At 69.6% G+C, this 20085-nt stretch carries 10 protein-coding genes; 8 read left to right on the top strand and 2 right to left on the bottom strand.

Annotated elements, in window-relative coordinates:
* Positions 1-7: 7 nt before the first annotated feature.
* Entirely contained in the window at positions 8-1042 is a 1035-nt protein-coding gene (locus OG947_RS14620; RefSeq protein WP_328812151.1) for an alpha/beta hydrolase, read from the bottom strand.
* Between the two features lie 246 nt (positions 1043-1288).
* Between OG947_RS14620 and OG947_RS14615 the strand changes: the two genes are divergently transcribed.
* The 7 genes from OG947_RS14615 to OG947_RS14585 all read left to right on the top strand — a co-directional run bounded on the left by OG947_RS14615 (position 1289) and on the right by OG947_RS14585 (position 9769).
* On the top strand, positions 1289-2737 hold the full coding sequence (locus OG947_RS14615) for a wax ester/triacylglycerol synthase domain-containing protein (RefSeq protein WP_328812149.1): 1449 nt from the start codon (positions 1289-1291) through the stop codon (positions 2735-2737).
* Positions 2738-2840: 103 nt separating this feature from the next.
* Positions 2841-4298 (top strand): wax ester/triacylglycerol synthase domain-containing protein, encoded by a 1458-nt coding sequence (locus tag OG947_RS14610; protein ID WP_328812148.1) that lies wholly within the window; start codon positions 2841-2843, stop codon positions 4296-4298.
* Between the two features lie 50 nt (positions 4299-4348).
* Positions 4349-5314, top strand: a complete 966-nt coding sequence (locus OG947_RS14605; RefSeq protein WP_328812147.1) for a hypothetical protein — start codon at positions 4349-4351, stop codon at positions 5312-5314.
* Between the two features lie 230 nt (positions 5315-5544).
* A complete protein-coding gene (locus tag OG947_RS14600; RefSeq protein ID WP_027504640.1) occupies positions 5545-6543 on the top strand; it encodes a daunorubicin resistance protein DrrA family ABC transporter ATP-binding protein in 999 nt (332 codons plus the stop codon).
* Positions 6540-7340 carry an ABC transporter permease gene (locus tag OG947_RS14595; protein ID WP_037184733.1) on the top strand — a complete coding sequence of 267 codons (801 nt, stop codon included), beginning with the start codon at positions 6540-6542 and terminating at the stop codon, positions 7338-7340. Before OG947_RS14600 ends, OG947_RS14595 begins: the two co-directional genes overlap by 4 nt.
* On the top strand, positions 7337-8182 hold the full coding sequence (locus OG947_RS14590) for an ABC transporter permease (RefSeq protein ID WP_222631717.1): 846 nt from the start codon (positions 7337-7339) through the stop codon (positions 8180-8182). Before OG947_RS14595 ends, OG947_RS14590 begins: the two co-directional genes overlap by 4 nt.
* Before the next feature lie 144 nt (positions 8183-8326).
* Positions 8327-9769, top strand: a complete 1443-nt coding sequence (locus tag OG947_RS14585; protein ID WP_328812146.1) for a wax ester/triacylglycerol synthase domain-containing protein — start codon at positions 8327-8329, stop codon at positions 9767-9769.
* Here the strand turns inward: OG947_RS14585 and OG947_RS14580 are convergent.
* Positions 9766-18264, bottom strand: a complete 8499-nt coding sequence (locus tag OG947_RS14580) for a non-ribosomal peptide synthetase (RefSeq protein ID WP_328812145.1) — start codon at positions 18262-18264, stop codon at positions 9766-9768. The genes OG947_RS14585 and OG947_RS14580 overlap by 4 nt on opposite strands.
* A 409-nt stretch (positions 18265-18673) precedes the next feature.
* On the opposite strand from OG947_RS14580, the gene OG947_RS14575 reads away from it, so the two are divergent.
* Positions 18674-20053 carry a wax ester/triacylglycerol synthase domain-containing protein gene (locus tag OG947_RS14575; protein WP_328812144.1) on the top strand — a complete coding sequence of 460 codons (1380 nt, stop codon included), beginning with the start codon at positions 18674-18676 and terminating at the stop codon, positions 20051-20053.
* The last annotated feature ends 32 nt before the right edge of the window (positions 20054-20085 follow it).

Below are 20085 nucleotides of genomic sequence, written 5' to 3'. Positions count from 1 at the left end.
CGGAGAATCAGACTCCGAGGGACGCCGCCACCATGGGCCAGGATTCGTGCAGGTCCTCCTGCCAGTAGGCCCAGGAATGCGTTCCGTTGTCTCGGAACTTCACCGTGGCCGGAATGCCGAGTTGCGCCAGTCGCTCCGCGAACGTCCGCGTGCACGTGTTGGTGATCGACTCGATGCCGCCGCCCACGACGACCCGGTTGATCAGTGCGGGGACGTCCCCTGCGATGCGGGCACTCTGGAGAGTCTCGTCGAAGCCGGGCAGCCCACTTCCCGTGGTGACGTAGAGAGGAGTGCCGCGCAGCTTGTCCGCGTTGAGCAACGCGTCGTTGGCCGCCCACTCCGGACCGTCGTCGGGTCCCCACATGTTCTCCGTGTCGCCCCCGCCGCGCGCCTCGACCACGAGCTTGACGAAGGCGCGGCCCAGGTCGTCCGACGTGCCGGCACAGCCGCTGAAGGACGCGACCGACGAGTAGAAGCCGGGTCGATCGGCGGCCAACATCAGGACCGCGCTCGCCGCCATCGAGATGCCGCCGACGGCCTGGGTACCCGTCGTTCCGAGCGAGCGGTTCATGAGAGGGGGCAGCTCGTCCAGCAGGAAGGTCTCCCACTTGTTGCGGCCGAGCTCCGGGTCGTCCGCGACCCAGTCGGTGTAATAGCTGAAGGCGCCGGCCTTGGGCACGACCACGTTGACGTTCTTGTCCGCGAAGAAGGTGGACACATCGGCCTGATCTGGCCAGTTGCTCGACGGATCCTCGCCGCCACTCGCCCCGTTGAGCAGGTAGTACGTGGGGCGCCGGGCCGAGGTGTCGGCGGGCCGGAACACCTGCAGCGGAACCGACCGATCCATCGACGGCGAGTACACGGTGACGAGGTACTGCTGACCGCCGACGAACTCCACGCTCTCCACCCGCGCACCCGAGCCGGTCTCGACCGCGGCGATCGGTGCGTCGTCGGCTCGGGCGACGGTGGGGGTGGCCGTCATGAGCGCACCGACCACCGCAGCGGCGACCAGAGCGGTGATCGGCCGTCGTGTCCACGTCATCGTCGTATCCCTCTCGCACTGCACTCCCGGCGACAGTGCACTGCCGTCACAGCAGTGTCATGCGCCCCATCGCCTCGCACTCTAGGCGACGTCACAGACGGGCGTGCGGCCATGCACGAGCAAGAAGATTCGTCATTCCGTTAACACGGGCCCGAAACAGGGCGATCATCGGGTACAGGCGGCCGAACGAGGCTGCGGCCCGGTGACAGCGTTCTGGCCCCGACCGAGACGAAGGCGGTACTTCCGATGGCGACACGACGACATACCTCCGCGGTGGGTGAGCCGATGGCACCGCGGGACGCGCTGAACTACTACTTCGAGAGCGAGCGCACGCCGGGCACCATCGTGCACGGCATCGTCGTGGACGCCGCCCGCTCGGACGGATCGCTCCGCACGCTTGCGGACGTCGAGCGCTTCGCGCGGAGCGTGCTCGACCTCCACCCTCTGTTCCGGCGTCGCCTGCGGACGACGATCGCCGACCTCGCCTTTCCCGTGTGGGTCGAGTGCGACGTCGACGTCCGCGCGCACGTGTTCGTCCACGATGCTTCCGCGGCCGACGAGCATCCGGACCACTTCCTGCGTCGACGAGTGATGGACGCCTCGAGCACGCCGTTCGACTTCGACGTCCCCGCGTGGCAGATCCACCTCGTGACAGGTCTGCGCGGAGTACCGGGCGTTCCCGAGGGCGGCAGCGTGCTCCTCCTCAAGGTGCACCACAGCGCCATCGACGGGATGGGCACCACGTCGCTCGTCCACCGAATGCTGGCCCCGCCGTCCGCCGACGTCTCGGCGCACCGCAACGACGTCTTTGACCGCGAGAGCATCGCCGTGCCGACCCCGTTCGCTGCTCTTCGTTCGCTTCCCCGCGAGTTCGCCGGTTTCGCCGGCCGCGGTGTCCGCCGATGGCGTGCGGTCCGGCAGCTCGACCCTGTACAGCGACCCACCGCCCATCACTACCCGGCCACGCGTTTCAATCGAAATCTCGCTCCGGACATGACGTTCGGGATGGCGTGGTTCGACCTCGATCGTGTTCGCGCGATCAAGTCCGCCGTGCCTGGCGCGACCGTGAACGACGTCGTCATGACAGTGGTGTCGATCGCGCTGTCGGACTACCTGGGCGGCGAGCTCCCGGCCACGAGCCTCGGGGCGTCGTTCCCCGTCAACGTGCGCACCGTCGACACGACGGGCGAGACCGCGAACCAGCTCGCGATCGCCGTGGTCGATCTGTTCACGGACGTCGCAGATCCGGTCGACCGTCTGCGCGCGGTCTCCGCGGCAGCACGCGACCGCAAGTCCGACCTCGCGACGCGGCTCCGCAGCCTCCCCTCCCATCCCATGAACTCGGCACCGGCCCCACTCCTGGCGGCGATCGCTCGACTGATGCCCCGCCGCCCCGCTGCCCCCACGACGACCGGCACGAACACGTTGATCTCCAACATCGCCTACGGCAACGACCGGATGGAGTTGGCGGGCGCGCCCGTGACGGGCGTGTTCGCACCCCTCCCCGTGGTGGAGGGGGTCCAACTCGCGCATGTCGTCGTGTCGGCCGGCGGTCGGATGTGCCTGACCGCGGTGTCCCACCGCGCCCTGATGCCGGACGTCGACCACTACACGGCACTGCTCGCCTCGGCGGTGGACACGCTCGCGGTCGCGACCGACACCAGCGAGCGCGCGTCCGTCGCCACCGTTGCTTAGCATGCCTACAGTTTTGTTACAGCGTAAAAACGGGCATAAAGCTTGTACAGAACGTTCGGTCGGAGTAGCTTTCCCCTTCATCACATCGCTGAAGGGCCGGAACATGACCATGGCACGTCGGGGCACGGCCGAACGTGGTACCGCCATGCACGCACGCGACGCCCTCAATTTCTTCTTCGAGTCGCCGCTCACGTCCGCCGCCGTGGTGCACTGCTACGTCCTGGCCGACGGCGCGTCCGTGCGCTCCGTCGCCGATGCCGCCGAGTTCGGGCGCGGCATCCTCGCGCTCGACCCGCTCTTCACCCGGCTGCTGGTGTCGGTCCCCGCGAACCTGGCGTTCCCTCACTGGGTACCGACCGAGGTCGACGTCACCGAGCACGTGTACGTGCACACGCCGCCGGCGGGACAGAGCCGCGACCTGCTCGTGTCGATGATCACCGACTTCACGATCACACGGCTGCCGCGTGAACGCCCGCCGTGGCAGTTCCACTTCGTCCTCGACGTCACCGGCATCGACGGGGTGGCCGAGGGCGCCACCGTAGTGATCTTCCGGAGCCACCACAGCGCGATCGACGGCATGGGGTCCGTCGAACTGGTGAACCGCGTCTTCGGCCCGAACCCGACACCGCGCGTGGACCCGGACACTGCGGTGGACGTCCCAAGTCCCGTCCGAGCGGCACGCGCACTTCCGCGCGACATCGTGACCCTCACGGGAGCGGCGCTGCGGCGGCGAACGGCGGCCCGCGCGTTGAAGGCCTCGTCCGACTCCGGCACCGCAGCGCACGAATCCTTCCCCGCCACGCGCTTCAACCGTCGAGTACGCCCGTCGATGGTCTTCGACATGACGTTCTTCGAGATGAGCCGTGTCCGCGCACTGAAGAACAGGGCCGGAGGCGTCACTCTCAACGACGTCATGGTCACGGTCGTCTCGCTCGCGCTGTCCGCGTATCTCGCGGAGGACGGTGAGCTGCCCACCGACTCGTTGGGCACCACCATCCCGGTGAGCACGCGCGCCATGGGGGAGAGCACCAACGCCAACCGGATCGCGGTCGCGACGTTGTCGCTGCACACCGATGTGATCGACCCGGTGGTGCGCCTGCGGGCCGTGCACGCGTCAGCTTCGCGGGCCAAGGACCACGCCACCGCTGTCGCCACCCGGCTGCCGGCGCATCCGCTCACCGTGATGCCGGCGCCGCTGATGGCGTTGCTGGGCAAGACCATGAGGTCACCGGCCGCACCGGCACGGGTCGCCACCAACACGATGATCACCAACGTGCCGTACGGCGTGGGCGGAGTCACGATCGCCGGATCACCCATGGTGGGCGTCTTCGGGCCCCTCCCCACCGTCACCGGAGTGGCTCTGGCGCACGCCGTCGCCACCTTCGGCGCGTCGATGTTCGTGTCGGTCACGTCCGTGGACGACGCGATGCCGGACACCGCTCGATACATACGCCACATCCGCACCGCATTCGACCGTCTGGAGGCGGCGGTCGCTCCGAGCGACGCCGATCCTCCGGCGGCGCAGGCCGTCACCCCCACGACGATCACGGTTTCGCCGTGACGTCCTCTCACTCGTTCCGCAGCCCGAACCCGCACACCGAAGGACACGCCATGGCGCCCCGACACAGCCGCACTCCCGTCACCACGACGGACACCCCTCGCGCATCCGTCGGCGTCTGGACGCATGCACCCACGTCTCTCCGCCGTCACGTGTTCGTCGTGCGTCCGGGATCCGAGAGCTCCACGCCGGATCGCATGTCGAGGCACCTGACCGACCTCGCCGCAGAGGCAGGTCTGCTCGGAACCGACGAGCACGCCCGGGTGACCGTCCACGCGCCGGGCGTCGCGGCCGGCACCGTCGTCGCGCTTCTCGACGCCGCGCACCCGTCGACCGACGCACCGTGGTGCCTCGACGTCTTCACCGAGGTGTCGGGCTTCGATGCGGTGCCGAGCGGATCGGCAGTCGCCGTGTTCCGCTCCGCAGTCGGGCCCGTCGAGTCGCGCACGATCACCCGCATCGTCGAGACCGTCCTCGCTCCCGGCCGTCCCGCTCGTCCGGGTGGGCCCGTGGCACGCCACGCGTACCGACCGTTCGACGGTGCCGACGCGCCGGCGTACCCGGCACCACTGGGTGACGCCCGTTCACTCGTCGCGCAGTTCCCCACCGTCCGACTCGAGCAGATCTCCGCGGGACTCGGTCAGACCACGATCGCGGACGTGGTGTCGACGGTCGTCTCCACCGCCGTGCGGCGCGCGGTTCCGGCCGGGACGTCACCCGTCACCGCTCTGCACGTCGCGGACATGCCGGTCCCGCCGTCCGGGGTCGACACGCCCGACCTTCTGTCCTTCGGACCGCACATCGCGGAGGACGCGCGTTCCGTCACCGCCACCGTGTGCCGTGTCGGCGCAGCCACCGTGGTGACGCTCTCCTCCTCGGTGCCCGCACTCGATCTCGCCACCGTTCTGCACCACGTGGAGGACGAGCTGCGAGGCCTGGAGCACTCCGCCGCCGCGCAGTTCTCTCGCCTGGGGCGACTCTCTCGCCACGCACGGGAGCGCGCGAACGTCGCCTCCTGACTCACCTGCCACCACACAGTCGAAACGGGTTCGGCCGCGTCCTCGGACGTGGTCGGACTCGGTCCACCACCACGGCTCCCACGTGGAAGAAGTAACATCGGTCGGGGTTCGCGGGATGACTTCGACAGTGCCGCACGCTCGACACGTCGCTCCGCGACCGACTCGGTCGGGCATGATCGCTCTCGAGCGACGAGCACTGACGACACCGCACCCGACGACAGTGGAGACCAATGCCATCAGACGACACAGCCGTACTCGTAGAGGACGTTCACAAGTCCTTCGGAACGGTTGACGCACTGCGCGGCATCGATTTCAGCGTCCCCACCGGCTCCATCCTCGGAGTTCTCGGGCCCAACGGCGCCGGGAAGACCACCACCGTGAAGGTGCTCGCGACGCTGGTCCGACCGGATCGCGGACGTGCGGTGGTGTCCGGCCACGACGTGGCGCAGGATCCTGCGGCCGTCCGGCGTTCCATCCTCATGACGGGTCAGTACGCCGCTCTCGACGACGCCCTGACCGGGCGGGAGAACCTCGTCCTCTTCGGTCGTCTCATGGGACTGACGAAGAAGTCGGCCCGTGTGCGCGCCGAGAACCTTCTCAACGACTTCGACCTGATCGAGGCCGGGGATCGACAGGTCCGCGGCTACTCCGGCGGTATGCGTCGACGCATCGACATCGCGTGCGGTCTCGTGGTGCGTCCGAAGGTCGTGTTCCTCGACGAGCCGACCACCGGACTCGACCCGCGCAGCCGCAAGGCGGTGTGGTCACTCGTGTCGTCGCTGCGAGACCAGGGCATCACGACGCTGCTGACCACGCAGTACCTCGAGGAAGCCGACGTTCTCAGCGACAGCATCATCGTCATCGATCGCGGTCGGGTCATCGCGCAGGGCACGGCCGACGAGTTGAAGTCGATGACGGGCGGCAACTACTGCCACATCAGCCCGCTGGATCCGACCGAACTGCGCCGCGCCGCAGATGCTCTCGCCGGTCTGCTTCCGCCCACCTTCAGCGCCGCCGACCTGCAGGGCGACAGCATCATCATTCCCGCACCGGACGGCCCCGGCACGCTGGCCGAGGCGCTGAAGAGGCTCGACGCCGCGGGCATCGAACTGTCCGACATCGGTCTGCGCCGGCCGTCCCTCGACGACGTCTTCCTGAGCCTCACCGGTCAGTCGCAGGGTGATGCGGCTCCGGCCGAACCCGCCATCGGCTCGGGCGCACCCTCGTGACGGCCACCCGAGACGCAGGACGTGCCTCGCACCGAGCACCGGAACCCACGGCGTTCAAGCAGTGGGCGAGCCTGTCCGGACGGTCCCTGGGATCGATGGCCAGGTCCGGCAGCCTCGTGGTCGCCGTGGTCGCCCCGGCCGTCTACACGGTCGGCTTCTACCTGCCGCTCCGGCTCGTCATGCAGTTCCAGGGCCTGGACTACGCCCAGTTCCTCATGCCGATCATCTGCCTGCAGGCCATGGCGTTCACCGCCATCTCCGCAGCGCAGCGTGCTGCCATCGAGGGTCAGTCGGGTATGACCACCCGACTGCAGACGATGCCGGTCACCCCGTGGGTACCGCTGCTGTCGAGAGCGACGGCCAACCTGGTGCACGCGAGTCTCTCCCTGATAGCCGCGCTGGTCTACGGCTCCCTCATCGGGTTCCGATTCCAGGCAGGACTCGACGACGCCGTCATCTTCATGCTGTTCGCACTCCTCGTCGGCGCGGCGCTGACCACGGGCGGCGACGCGATCGGATCGTTGTCCCGGTCCCCCGAGGCCACCAGCCAGGCACTGACCCTGCCCCAGCTGATCCTCGGCATGTTGTCGTCGGGCTTCGTTCCCGAGACAGGCTTCCCCGAATGGATCCGTCCGTTCGTCCGCAACCAGCCCATCTCCCTCTTCTCGAAGGCCATGCGTGACATGGCCGAAGGGGGCGTCAACTCCGCGACACTGTGGCCGGCGATCGCCTGGGCGGTGGGCCTCATCGTGGTCCTCGTACCGCTCGCGGTCTGGGCCAGCACGAGGCGATCATGACCGACACCACGTCCGAACCCCGCTTCGATCTGCGCGCGCTCCCCGAACCGGAACGCCTCGTGGGCGAACGCAGCCTCGCCGGGCTGGCGTCGCAGAGCGTGCTGCACTGCGGTCGCCTGCTCCGTCGCTGGGCTCGCGATCCGCTGACCATCATCCAGGCCGTCGTGTACCCGGTGGTCTTTCTTCTCATGCTCCGCACGGTGCTCGGCAACTCCGTGTCGGCGGCCACCGGGGAGAACAGCATCTTCGGCACCGTCCCGCTGATCGCCATGGTCGCCGCCATGTCCGGGTCGCTCGCGAGCGCGGTGGGTCTGCGCCGAGAGCGTGCGGCCGGTCTGGTGTCCCGCTTCCAGACCCTGCCGGTGCACCGCGCCGCGGGTCTGGTGGGTCGACTCCTGGCCGAGACCGCCCGCATCGTCACCACGACGTTGCTCATCGTCGTCGTCGGGTTCACGCTCGGCTTCCGGTTCGAGCAGGGGCCCGTTCCGGGCGTGCTGGCGATGCTCGTGCCGCTGGCGTTCGGCCTCGGGTTCGCGGTGTTCGTCACCTCGGCCGCGATCGTGACCACCACCTTCCCTCTGGTCGAGGCCGTCGGAATGGTGTTCACCATTCTCATGTTCTTCAATTCCGGTTTCGTCCCGACGCGGGCCTATCCGACGTGGTTGCAACCGTTCGTCGAGCACAACCCCATCTCCTGTGCGGTCGATTCGATGAAGGGCCTCACACTCGGTGGCCCGGTCACCTCCCCGCTGTTGCAGTCGCTGGCCTGGTCGTTCGGGTTGTTCCTGGTGTTCGTGGGGCCTGCGGTGCGTGGGTACCGTCGCGCCGCCGAGACGTTCTGACGCTGCCGCGACCGGCCGGTCACAATGGCCGCCCGATCGGCCCGAGAAGGGCGTAACAGAACGCTCGGTTCCGGCAATGTAGTCGCTGTAGGCGCGGCCCGCGGATGCTGGTCGGCGCAGTGGCCGAACGCGAGGACCGACGCCGTGACACGATTCCGACAGCCCTTCATCGGCGTTCGAGTATCACCCCGGGACGCGATCAACGTCCTCGCCGAGAGCGAGCGGGTGATCGCCAACCTCGTCTACGTGATGGTGTTCGACGCCGCCGGCACGATGGGAGCATCCCCGACCCACGCCACGGTGTGCGCGTGGATGCGTGGACGTCTCGACGTCTCCCCCGTGTTCCGCCGGCGGCTCCGACGGCGCGCCGGCGATCTCGGTGACCCGTTCTGGGTGACCGGCGACGTGGACCTCGACGACCACGTCGTCGTCACTCCGATCGATCGACCGGGATGGGACCCCGTCGAGCGCCACATCGCTCGGGTCATGGCCACTCCGATGACGCTGGCGTCGTCGGGGTGGGAACTGCACGTCCTGACGGGCATCCACGGCGTGCCGCACCTTCCGGAGGGCGCGACCGCGGTGGTGATCAAGGTCCATCACGCGTCGATGGACGGGTTGGGGCTGGTGGCCGTGGTCCGAGCCCTGTTCGCGTCTCCCGACCTCTCGCACGACGGACGTGTCGCGGAGCGCCGCGGAACCGCGGTTCCGGGCCCGATTCCGCCGCTGTGGAAGGACGCCGCCACGATGCCCCGCCGGACGGCGATGTTCGTCCGGACGATGGCGGCCGTGCGCCGGGCTGCCCCCGAGACACCGCGGCCACCGCGGCCCGCGACCCGCTTCAACGCCCGGATCGCACTCGACCACCGCGTCCGGATCGTCTGGCTGGACCTCGCACACGTCCGGACGATCTCGCGAGCCGTTCCCGGAATCACCGTGAACGACGTGCTGCTCACGGCGGTCTCCCTGGCACTCACCCGGTTCCTCGACGAGGCAGGGGAACACCCTGCGGCCACCTTGAGCACGACCATGCCGCTCGACATCCACGCGACCCACGACACCGCAGCGGCGAATCAGACCACGTTCGCGGACGTCGACCTGCACACCACGGTCGTCGACCCGCTCCTGCGCCTCCGCGCTGTGCACGCTTCGGCTGCCGACGCCAAGAGGCGGGTGCAGGATCTGACGTCTCGGCACGAGGTCAGCCCTTTCGACGTCGCCCCGCCCCTCCTCCTGCGGGCGATCGGCGCCCTGTCCACTCTGGCTCCTCACGACCGTCCGACAGTGCCGTCCACCACCGTGGTGTCGAACATGCCGCACGGAAGCGACGACCTGTGGTTCCTGGGCGCCCGCGCGGTGGCCGCGTTCATGCCGATGCCCACGGTCGACGGCATGGGCCTCATCCACCACATCACCTCGCTCGGCAACCGTCTGGCACTCACCGTGACGGTCGAGTCGACCATGATGGCGGAGCCGGACCGCTACTGCGCGATGATCCGGGACGCCGTGGACGCGCTCGCGGCGGCCACGCTCGACGACGTCGCCGCGCCGCGCGCAGCGGCCCCCGCGAGCGTCGACACCGACTAGCCTCGCAGCGCCGTCCCGGTGAGCACCGTGACGTCCAGCGGCGCTGCCGCGGGTGCCTGATCGGCATCGCTCACGACGATGACCTCGAGGTCGTCCAGTCCCTGCGTGTCGAGCGACGCGAGTTGGGACTCGGACAGCACGACATGGGTGACCCACTCGTCGGCGAGCGCGTCGGCGAGATCGTCGGAGGCGTCGAGACTCACGGTCGTCGCTCCGGCCGCGGCAGCGACCACCACGGCGAGCACCTCGAGGTCCAGCGGCGCCCCGGCGGCCACCGCCACCCGCGATTCGTACGTCACCTGAAGACTGTCCGCGGTGATGCACGAGGCGAGCGCTGCGTGCGTCAGCGTGGCATCGCCCAGGGCGACGAGCGGATCGCCGGGACCGGCGGACACGATGCCGTCCGCCGCGGACAGCGGTCCGACCGGGCCCTGCGTGAAACGGTCGTCGGACGTCACCCGGATCGCGGTGTCCGCGTCCGTCAGCGTCGCGCCGATCTTCGCCGCGGCCCAGGTCGCCGCGATCCTGTCCTCGGGTGCCTCGACCAGCGGGGTCACCGGTCGGCCGGGTCCACCCCCCTCGGCCAGCAGGACCCGGGCGATGCGATTGGACCGGGCGTCCATCTCGGCCCAGCTGATCTCGAACTCGCCCCGTGCGTACGCGGGAGCTCCCGGATCCGCCTCGACGGACGCGGTGATCATCGAGGCCAGGTCGACGGGCTGCGGCCGACTCGTCTGCACGGCCGCGGCCACCGGCTCGTCGGCGTCGGTCGACGGGCCCGAGGCCAGGGCGATCGAGGAGACGGCACCGCCCGGATCCGCTACCACCGCGTCGAGCGCGGACGAGAAGACGGTGGCGAAGGTGGCCGCCGTGGCCTCGTCGAACAGATCGGTGGCATAGGTGACGATGCCGGTCACCGGGTCCGAGTGCTCGCGGTGAGGCGAGTCCTCGATGGTCAGCGTGAGATCGAACTGGGCGGGATCGAACGGGTTCTGCAACTGCTCGACGTGCAGACCCGCGAGATCGATCTCCGAACGCTCGGTGTTCTGGTACGCCAGAGCCACGCGGAACAGCGACGACGACCGCGCAGGCGCCACCGTGTCGACCACGGTGTCGAACGGCACGTCCGCGTGGGCGAACGCCGAGAGGGCGACACCCCGCGCATCGTCGACGAGATCGACGACGGACGCGTCCTCGTCGACCGCCAGGCGCAGCACCAGGGTGTTCACGAGCATGCCGACCAGAGGATCGAGTTCGGCGCTGCCTCGACCCGCCACCGCGGTGCCGACGCAGATGTCGGTCGACCCGCTGATGCGCGACAGGGCGACGGACAGCGCCGCGTGCACCACCATGAACGGAGTCGCGCGCCGCTCCCGCGCCAGATCGCGGACCAGCTCGTACGTCTGCGCCGGGATCTCGAAGCGCACGGAGGCACCCACACCGGACGGTGCCGGAGGACGCGGACGGTCCTGCGGCAAGGACAGCTCACCAGGGAGCCCTGCCAGGGTCTCGCGCCAGTAGGCGAGCTGACGTGCCGAGACCGACTCGGGATCTGCCGGGTCGCCCAGCAGCGTGCGGTGCCACAGGGCGTAGTCCGCGTACTGGACCTCGAGCGGCGTCCACGCCGGCAGCACGCCCGCCGTGCGCGACGCGAATGCCGTCACGACGTCGACGGTGAGGGGCGCGATCGAGAAGCCGTCGGCCGCGATGTGGTGCACGACCACGACGAGCACGTGCTCCTCGTCGCCGAGGCGGAACAACTCGACGCGCAGCGGCACCTGCGTCGTCACGTCGAACGGCGTGGTCGCCGCCGCCACCACACGCGCCGCGAGCTCGGCCTCCGTCACCGGGATCGGGGTCAGCGGCCGGCCCACCGGTGCGAGCACGGACTGACGCCCGTGACCGTCGACGTCGGGGTAGACGGTGCGCAGCGTCTCGTGTCGGGCGACGACGTCGTCGACCGCGACGCGCAGGGCATCCACATCGAGTGGTCCCGTGAGCCGCAGGCCCATCGGCAGGTTGTAGGTCGCCGCCGTCGGATCGACACGGTTGGCGAGCCAGAGCCGTTGCTGTGCCGGAGCGAGAGGAACGACCTCGGGGCGGGGAGTCGACGTCAGGTGTCGGCTGGTGGTGACGACGGTGTCGAGGCTGTCCGCGAGGTCTGCCACCGTGGCCGCGTCGAAGACGGCGCGCAACGGCACCCGCACACCCAACTCGTCTCCGATGCGGGCCGCGACGCGGGTCGCTACCAGCGAGTTCCCGCCGAGAGCGAAGAAGTTGTCGTTGAGCCCGACGCGCTCCACGCCCAGGAGTTCCGCGAGGACCTCGGCCACGACGCGTTGCTCCTGCGTACGCGGTGCGCGGTATCGCTGCACGTCCACCACCGGGTCGGGCAGCGCCGAGCGATCGAGCTTGCCGCTCGCGCTGACGGGCAGCGCGTCCAGGACGACCACGACCGGCACCATGTACGCCGGCAGGATGCGCGCCGCGTCCGCTCGGAGCAGGTCGGTGTCGACGGTCGCTCCCGGCGCGGGCACGACGTAGGCGACGAGCGTGTCGTCGCGGACGATGGCGACCGAACGGGCGACGCGCGACGACGCGGAGACCGCCGCCTCCACCTCGCCGAGTTCGATGCGCAGTCCACGCAGCTTGACCTGGTGGTCGACGCGCCCCGCGAACTCGAGATGGCCGTGGTGATTCCACCGGGCAAGGTCACCGGTGCGGTACATGCGCGCACCGTCGTGGCCGGGCAGTGCGACGAACCGGTCCGCCGTCAGGTCCGGACGCCCGTGATACCCCCGCGCCGCCTGGACGCCGGACAGATACAGCTCGCCCACGACACCGTCCGGCACGGGCCGGAAGCGACCGTCGAGCACGAGCGCGGCGGTGCCGTCGACCGGGATCCCGATCGGCACGGACGGCGGTTCGCCCCGCCCGACCGGATGTGCCGTCGCGTGGACCGCGAACTCGGTGGGGCCGTACAGGTTGTGCACGTCGATGTCGCACTTCTCGCGGAACGTGTCCACCGCGGCGCGACCGAGGGCCTCGCCTGCCAGGAACACCAGACGCAGTGAGCGGCAGGCGTAGTCGTCAGCGGCCTCGGTGAAGACGGCGAACATCGACGGGACGAACGACACGGCCGTCACGCCGTACCGCGAGATTGCCCGCATCAGGTACTCGGGATCACGGTGACCGTCGGCATCGGCGACGGCGAGGGTGCCCCCGACCGCCAGTGTCGCGAACATCTCCCACACCGAGACGTCGAAGGTCATCGGGGTCTTGGCGAGCACCACGTCGTTCTCGGTCAGCGCATAGGTGCGCGCGAACCAGTCCACCTGGTGCGTGACGGCACCGTGCGGGACGGACACACCCTTCGGCACACCCGTCGAGCCGGACGTGAAGATGACGTAGGCGGTGGTGCCGGCGCGCACGGCGCCCGTCCGGTCGGCGTCGGTCAGCGGAGCGGACGAGACGGACGGATCGTCGAGTGTCGCCAACGACACGGCTCTCTCGCCCGCCACCGGGAGTGCGTCGGGCTCGGCCACGACAACGCAGCGCGCCGCGGTGGCGGCGACGATCTGATCGATGCGGGCCGCAGGCTGCTCCGGATCCACGGGGACGTACGCGCCACCGGCCTCGAGCACGGCGTACACCGCGACGAGTGCGTCGACCGAGCGAGGGAGAGCGACGACGACGGCGACCTCCGGGCCGACGCCACGCTCGACCAGGGATCGGGCGACGCGATTCACGCGCGCCGCGAAGTCTCCGTACGTGTGCGAACCCGCGGCGTCGACGAGTGCCGTCGCATCGGGGTTCTCGGCTGCGCGCCGACGGAATCGCGAGGTCAGCGAGACCGCCTCCGTGGTCCCCTCCGGCAACACGGGCGCCGTGATGCGCTCGCGTTCCACTCCGCCGAGCAGGTCGATCTCGTCGAGGACGACATCGGGATCCGCGGCCACCGCGCGGGCGACGGCCACGAAACGTTCCGCGAGGGACCCGATGGTCTCCCGGTCGAACAGGTCCGTCGCGTACGCGATGGTCGCGGCGAGACCGTCCGGAGCTCCGAGCGGTGTCAGGGAGTCCACGAGGGTGAACTGCAGGTCGAACTTGGCCACACCCAGATCGAACTCGACGGTCTCGAGGCGCAGGTCGGTCAGCTCGAAGTGCGCCTGGCCGAGATTCTGGAACGACAGGAGCACCTGGAAGATGGGGTGCCGCGCACGTGAGCGCGGCGGATCGATGACCTCCACGAGCCGCTCGAACGGGACGTCGGCGTGGGCGAAGGCACCGAGGTCCTGCTCGCGGATGTGGGCGAGCAGGTCGCGGTATCCGGTGCCGACGTCGACGCGGGTACGCAGCGCGAGGGTGTTGACGAACATGCCGATCATGTCGTCGACGGCGGCGTCGCCGCGACCGGCGACCGGTGTCCCCACCGTCACGTCGTCCGTGCCCGAGTGGCGTGCGAGCACGATCGCGAGGATCGAGTGCACGACCATGAACAGCGTGGAGCTGTGGGCGCGCGCCACGTCGACGAGCGCCGCGTGAAGCTCCGGTTCGATCGAGAAGGTGTGCGACGCACCGGCATACGTCGGCTCGGTGGGCCGCGACCGGTCGACCGGGAAGGGCAGCTCGTCCGGCAGGTCGGCGAGCGCGGTGAGCCAGTACCGCTCCTGCTGCGCGATGACCGACTCGGGATCGTTCTCGTCGCCCAGGGCGTCGCGCTGCCACACCGAGAAGTCGGCGTACTGGACGGGAAGCGGTGCCCAGGTCGGTGCGAACCACGACACCCGGGCGCTGTAGGCCGCCATGAGATCGCGGGCGAGCGGAGCCATCGAGGCGCCGTCCGCGGAGATGTGGTGCACGACGACGGCGAGCACGTGCGTGTCGTACGCGGTCCGGAACAGGGTCGCCGCGACGGGGACCTCCTCCGTCACGTCGAACGCACGACCGGCGAGCGCGGCCACCGCGGACGGCAGCGCGTTCTCGTGGACGTCGACCGGGGTGAGGTCGGGAACGATCGACTCCGCCGTCAGTGCGACCTGCACGGGACCGTTCGGGGTGTCCGGATACATCGTGCGGAGCGACTCGTGCCGATCGATGACGTCGAGCATCGCCACCTGCAGCGCCGGCACGTCGAGATCGCCGACCAACCGGACGGCGAACGGGATGTTGTAGGCGGCCGACGTCGGATCGAATCGGTTGAGGAACCACATGCGGCGCTGCGCGTACGACAACGGCGGCGCGTCCTCGAGAGCGTCCGAGTCGGCGGCCGTGCGGCGGACCAGGGGTGGCCGCGGCGGGACTCCGGACTCGAACTGCACCCGTGCCGCCAGGGCCGCCACCGACGGCGCCTCGAACAGCGTCCGCACGGTCACCGTGGTGTCCAGAGCCTTGCCGAGTCGCGCGACCGCGCGAGTGGCGATCAACGAGTTCCCGCCGAGGGCGAAGAAGTCGTCGTCGCGACCGACCCGGTCGACGCCGAGCAGCTCGCCGAACACCGACGCGACGATCTCCTCGACCGGCATGGACGGCGCCCGGAACTCGTGCACCTCGACGACCGGTTCGGGCAGACTCCGCCGGTCGATCTTGCCCTGGACGGTGATGGGGAGCGCGTCGAGCACCATCACCGACGACGGCACCATGTGCGACGGCAGACTCTGCACGGCGAAGCGGTGGATCTCGTCGCTGTCGACGGTGCGGCCGTCCTGCAGGACGACGTAGGACGCGAGCGCGAGGGAGCCGGACGACGGTCGGTGCGCGATGGTCACGGACGCGCGGACGCTCTCGTGCATCGACAGCACCGCGTCGACCTCGCCGAGTTCGACGCGCATCCCGCGGATCTTGATCTGGAAGTCGGCTCGGCCGACGTACGCGATCTCGGTGTCGGCCGACCAGCGCACCAGATCGCCCGTGCGGTACATCCGTGCGCCCGGCTCGTACGGCGACGCGACGAAGCGCCCCGACGTGACGCCGGGTGCATGGACGTAGCCCCGCGCGACGGACGGTCCCGACAGATACAACTCGCCGACGACGCCCTCGGGCACGGGCCGGAGCCACGGATCGAGAACGAGGCACGATGCTCCGCGCACCAGGCGGCCGACGGTGATCGGCGCGGCCGGATCCAGCGGCCGCGACATGTGGCTGATCATGGTGATCTCGGTGGGTCCGTACGCGTTGTACATGCGTCGGCCGGTACCCCACCGCGCCACGAGATCGGGTGGGCAGGCCTCGCCTGCGGTGACGACGTGCTGCACGTGATCGAGCCCGTCCGGATCGACGGAGGCCAGCGCGGCGGGGGTGATGGTCACGTGGGTGACCGCCTTCTCCGACAGGTAGCGCGCGAGTTCCTCGCCGCCGAAGACGTCCGCCGGCGACACCACCAGCGTCGCCGACCGGCTCAGGGCGGAGAGCATCTCGAACAACGACGAGTCGAAGCTGGGCGAGGCCAGGGCCAGGACACGGGAGGACGACTCGACGTCCAGACGCAGAGCGATGTCCCGCGTCAGGTTCGCGACACCGCCGTTGCCGACGACGACGCCCTTCGGGAGACCGGTCGATCCGGAGGTGTAGATCATCCAGGCCGGAGTCTCGAGGTGGATCGGCGAGAGCCGATGCGCGTCGGTGACGCGCGCCGGCGAGTACTGCGACACCAGCCGGTCGGTCTCGACGGCGTCGATCGCGAGCCAGTCGAGCGCATCGGGGAGGCTGCCCGCGCGGGTGGTGTCGGTGATCCCGAGGACGGCCCCGGAGTCGGAGACGAGGTGCAGGATGCGCGCGGTGGGCAGCGCCGGGTCGATCGGCAGGAACGCCGCGCCCGTTCGCGCCACGGCCCACGTGCTGAGAATCGAGTGCAGCGACCGTGGGAGGGCGATCGCCACGGTGGTCTCCGGCCCCGCGCCGCGGGAGACGAGCAGTCGAGCGATGCGGTTCGCCGAGGCGTCCATCTGCGCGTAGGTGAGGGCGCCGTGCGCCGTCTCGACCGCGATGGCGTCGGGCGACCCTGCGACGGCGTCGTCGATGACGTCGACGAATCGCCGGGGTCGAACGCTCGATGCTCCCCGCGCGGGCACCAGGGTGGCGCGCTCGTGCGGGGAGAGGACCTCGATGTCGAGGACCCGGCCGTCCGCAGCGCTGTGCGAGAAGCGCCGGAGGTAGTCGAGGAACCGCGACCGCAGGTCCTCGACGCGCTGCTGGGTGTAGAGGTTCGGGTTGGACTCGAAGTCGATCTGCAGCTCGTCGCCGTCGCCGGGAGCCGGGTACAGGTTGATCGAGAGATCCTCGACCGGGCCGGTGGTGAGCACGTGGTACGACCCACGAACGTCGCCGAGCACGATCTCGTTGTCGAACATCATCAGGTTCACGGTGGGACCGAAGAGGCCGCGCGTGTTCGTCATCTCACCCGCGTCGCGCCGGATGTCCTCGTGCCGGTACCGCTGTCGGCGCAGCGCACCGGTGAGTTCGCGCTGCACGCGGTCGATGACGTCGGACACGGTGGCGGCGGCGTCGACGCGGACGACGAGGGGAACGACGTTGGAGACCATGCCGCCCGAGCGCCGCAGGACCGCGCTCGCGCGGCCCGACACGGGGAGGGACAGCACGACGTCGGTGGTTCCGGTGGTGCGGGAGACGAACGCCGAGAACGCGGCGATGGCCAGCGTGACCGTGGTGGTGCCGAGCGAGTCGACACCCTTCGCGAGAGATTCCGCGACCTCGACGGGAGTGCGTCCCGACGCAGCCCTGCACGGCACCGAGACCGGTGCGGTGCTGTCGACGTACGAGACTCCGGTGGGGAGCGTCTCGAACTTCTCGGCCCAGTGGCGGCGATCGTTCTCGAATCGCGTCGACTCGCGGTAGGCGACGTCGTCGTCGTAGACCGTGCGGAGGTCGCCCGCCCGCGTCGGCGTCGGCTCGCGGCCCTCGACGAGCGCGGTGTAGTGCGCCGCGACCTGGCGGATCATGGTCATCGCACCGAAGCCGTCCAACACGATGTGGTGGATCCGGCAGTACCAGAAGTAGCGCTCGTCCTCGACCCTGATCAGGTAGGTGACGACCAGCCGGTCGGAGGTCATGTCGAGGGGCGCGGCGCACTCGGCGCGCATCCACTCGATCGCCGTCTCGACGGGAGTCGCATCCTCGCGCAGATCGAGGAAACGCACCGTGTCGGTGATGGACAGGTCGACCACCTGGGCCGGCACTCCGTCCTCCTCGACGATGCGCACGAACCCGGACCCGAACTGCCGGCCGACCGAGATCATCGCCGCCTCGAGAGCCGCCGCGTCGACCGGTCCACGCAGGTCGACGTAGTGGGCTATCGACACCGGCACGGAGCCGGCGAGCTGCTGAGCGAACCAGATCCCGCGCTGAGCCGCGGTCAGGGGAACCGCGTCGGGAACGGGCGCGGGGCCGTCCTCACGGGCGCCGTCGTCCTCCGCGTCCGTCGCCTCGGCGATACCGACGCTTCGGTTCGCTACGCGCGCGGTGTCGAACGACTGCACCGATCTGGACCTCCGAATCCGGGGACGACCGCACTCTGCGTCGTCGATGAGGATCGCAACCCGGTCCGCGCCACCCTCGACTGCTGGTCCTCGATCCGGTTATTCAGTGTTTCACAGTCCCAAAACCCCGACAAGGCAACCGGGTCCGACCATCGAGTTCGCTGCACGGTCCGCCGACGACGTACGACCCGAGTCGGTCGGCGAAAGCGAGACGCGATCACTGATTCGTCACGATTCGGGAGAGTACACAAAGCAGACCGAACCTTGTCGGGATCAGGCACGAACCACCTGGACGGAGACACCGCTGTCTACCGTGGAAGCGGCACCACCCGACGTGACATGCACAGGAGATCCCGTGAGCCGATTCCGGCGAACCATACGACGCTCCACCCCCACCCGAGGGCGACCGATGACGTCCCGTGACGCCCTCAACCTCTATCTCGAGTCGCCGCACACGTCGGCGATCCTCATCCACGCCTTCGTGGTCGACGTCGCCGCGGGCCCCGGTACCGGACTACGCACGCACGCCGATGCGGTGGCCTACGCCCGCTCGATCGTGCACCTCGACCCGATCTTCCGGCAGCGGCTCCACCGTTACCCCGGCGACATCCACTACCCCTTCTGGGTGGACGACCCCGACGCGGACGTCGACTCGCACGTCACCGTGACGCACCAGCAGGACGGCGACGTCGAGATCGTGCGCCGCCGGACGGTCGACCTCTCCCGTGAGTTCTTCGACTTCACCACCGGGCCGGCGTGGCAACTGCATTTCCTGGTGGATCTGCACGGCGTCGACGGGGTCCCCGACGGCGGCACGGTGATGATCGCCAAGTTCCACCACAGCGCGATCGACGGTGTGAGTGCCTCCGACCTCATCTCCCGCATGTTGTCCCCCACTCCGGCAGAGCCGCGACCGGAGACCGCCGAGGTTCCGGTTCCCGGTCGAGTGCGGGCACTCTCTCGCGTTCCGGCCGACCTGGTGCGCCTCGCCGCGGTGGCGGTCCGCTGGTCGACGCGGTCTCGTGCCGGGACCCCACCGGCGTCGTCGACCGCGCCGACCGCAGTGCCCGCGACACGGTTCAACGGTGACAAGGAACCGGACATGTCGTGGGACCTGGCCTGGTTCGACCTCGACCGCATCCGGCGCGTCAAGTCCGCGTACCCGGGCACGACGGTCAACGACATGCTGACCGCGATCATCTCGCTCGCCCTCTCGACCTATCTCGAGGAACGAGGCGAGTTGCCCGCGGGCAGTCTCTCGATCTCGATGCCGATGAGCACACGCTCGCTCACCGACGCGACCACCGCGAACCAACTCACGCCGATGATGGTCGACCTGCACACCGACGTGCCGGATCCGGCGGAACGCCTCCGCAGAATCCACGAGTCGCTGGTGGCGGCGAAGGAATCGGTGGCTCGCTCCACCGAGCGCACGGGCCCACCACACCCTCTCGGTGCGTTGCCCTCCGTCGTGGTCCCCGTGATCGGTGCCCTCACGCGGGCGCCGTCGACCGATCCCGCGACCGCGCCGGTGACCACGATGCTCAGCAACGTGAGCTACGGACGCGGGCCACTCGCGCTGCTCGGCGCGCCGGTGGTCGGCTGCTACGGAGTTCTTCCCGCCGTGCGCGGGGTGCATCTCACGCACTCGGCGCGGTCGGTCGGCACGTCGATCTCCCTGTCCGTCGCAGCGAACGCACTGTCCCTGCCGGACATCGAGCACTACATGGACGTCGTCCGACACGCACTCGATCTGCTGGACCCGGACGTCGACACGACTCGGGCCTGACCGCGGGCGGGACGGCGCTGGTCGCGTCGTCC

It is taken from the genome of Rhodococcus sp. NBC_00297 (assembly GCF_036173065.1).
In the GTDB taxonomy this organism is placed as follows: domain Bacteria; phylum Actinomycetota; class Actinomycetes; order Mycobacteriales; family Mycobacteriaceae; genus Rhodococcoides.
The sequence above is the reverse complement of the archived record's forward strand: the minus strand, read 5'-3'. Positions and strand labels throughout refer to the sequence as shown.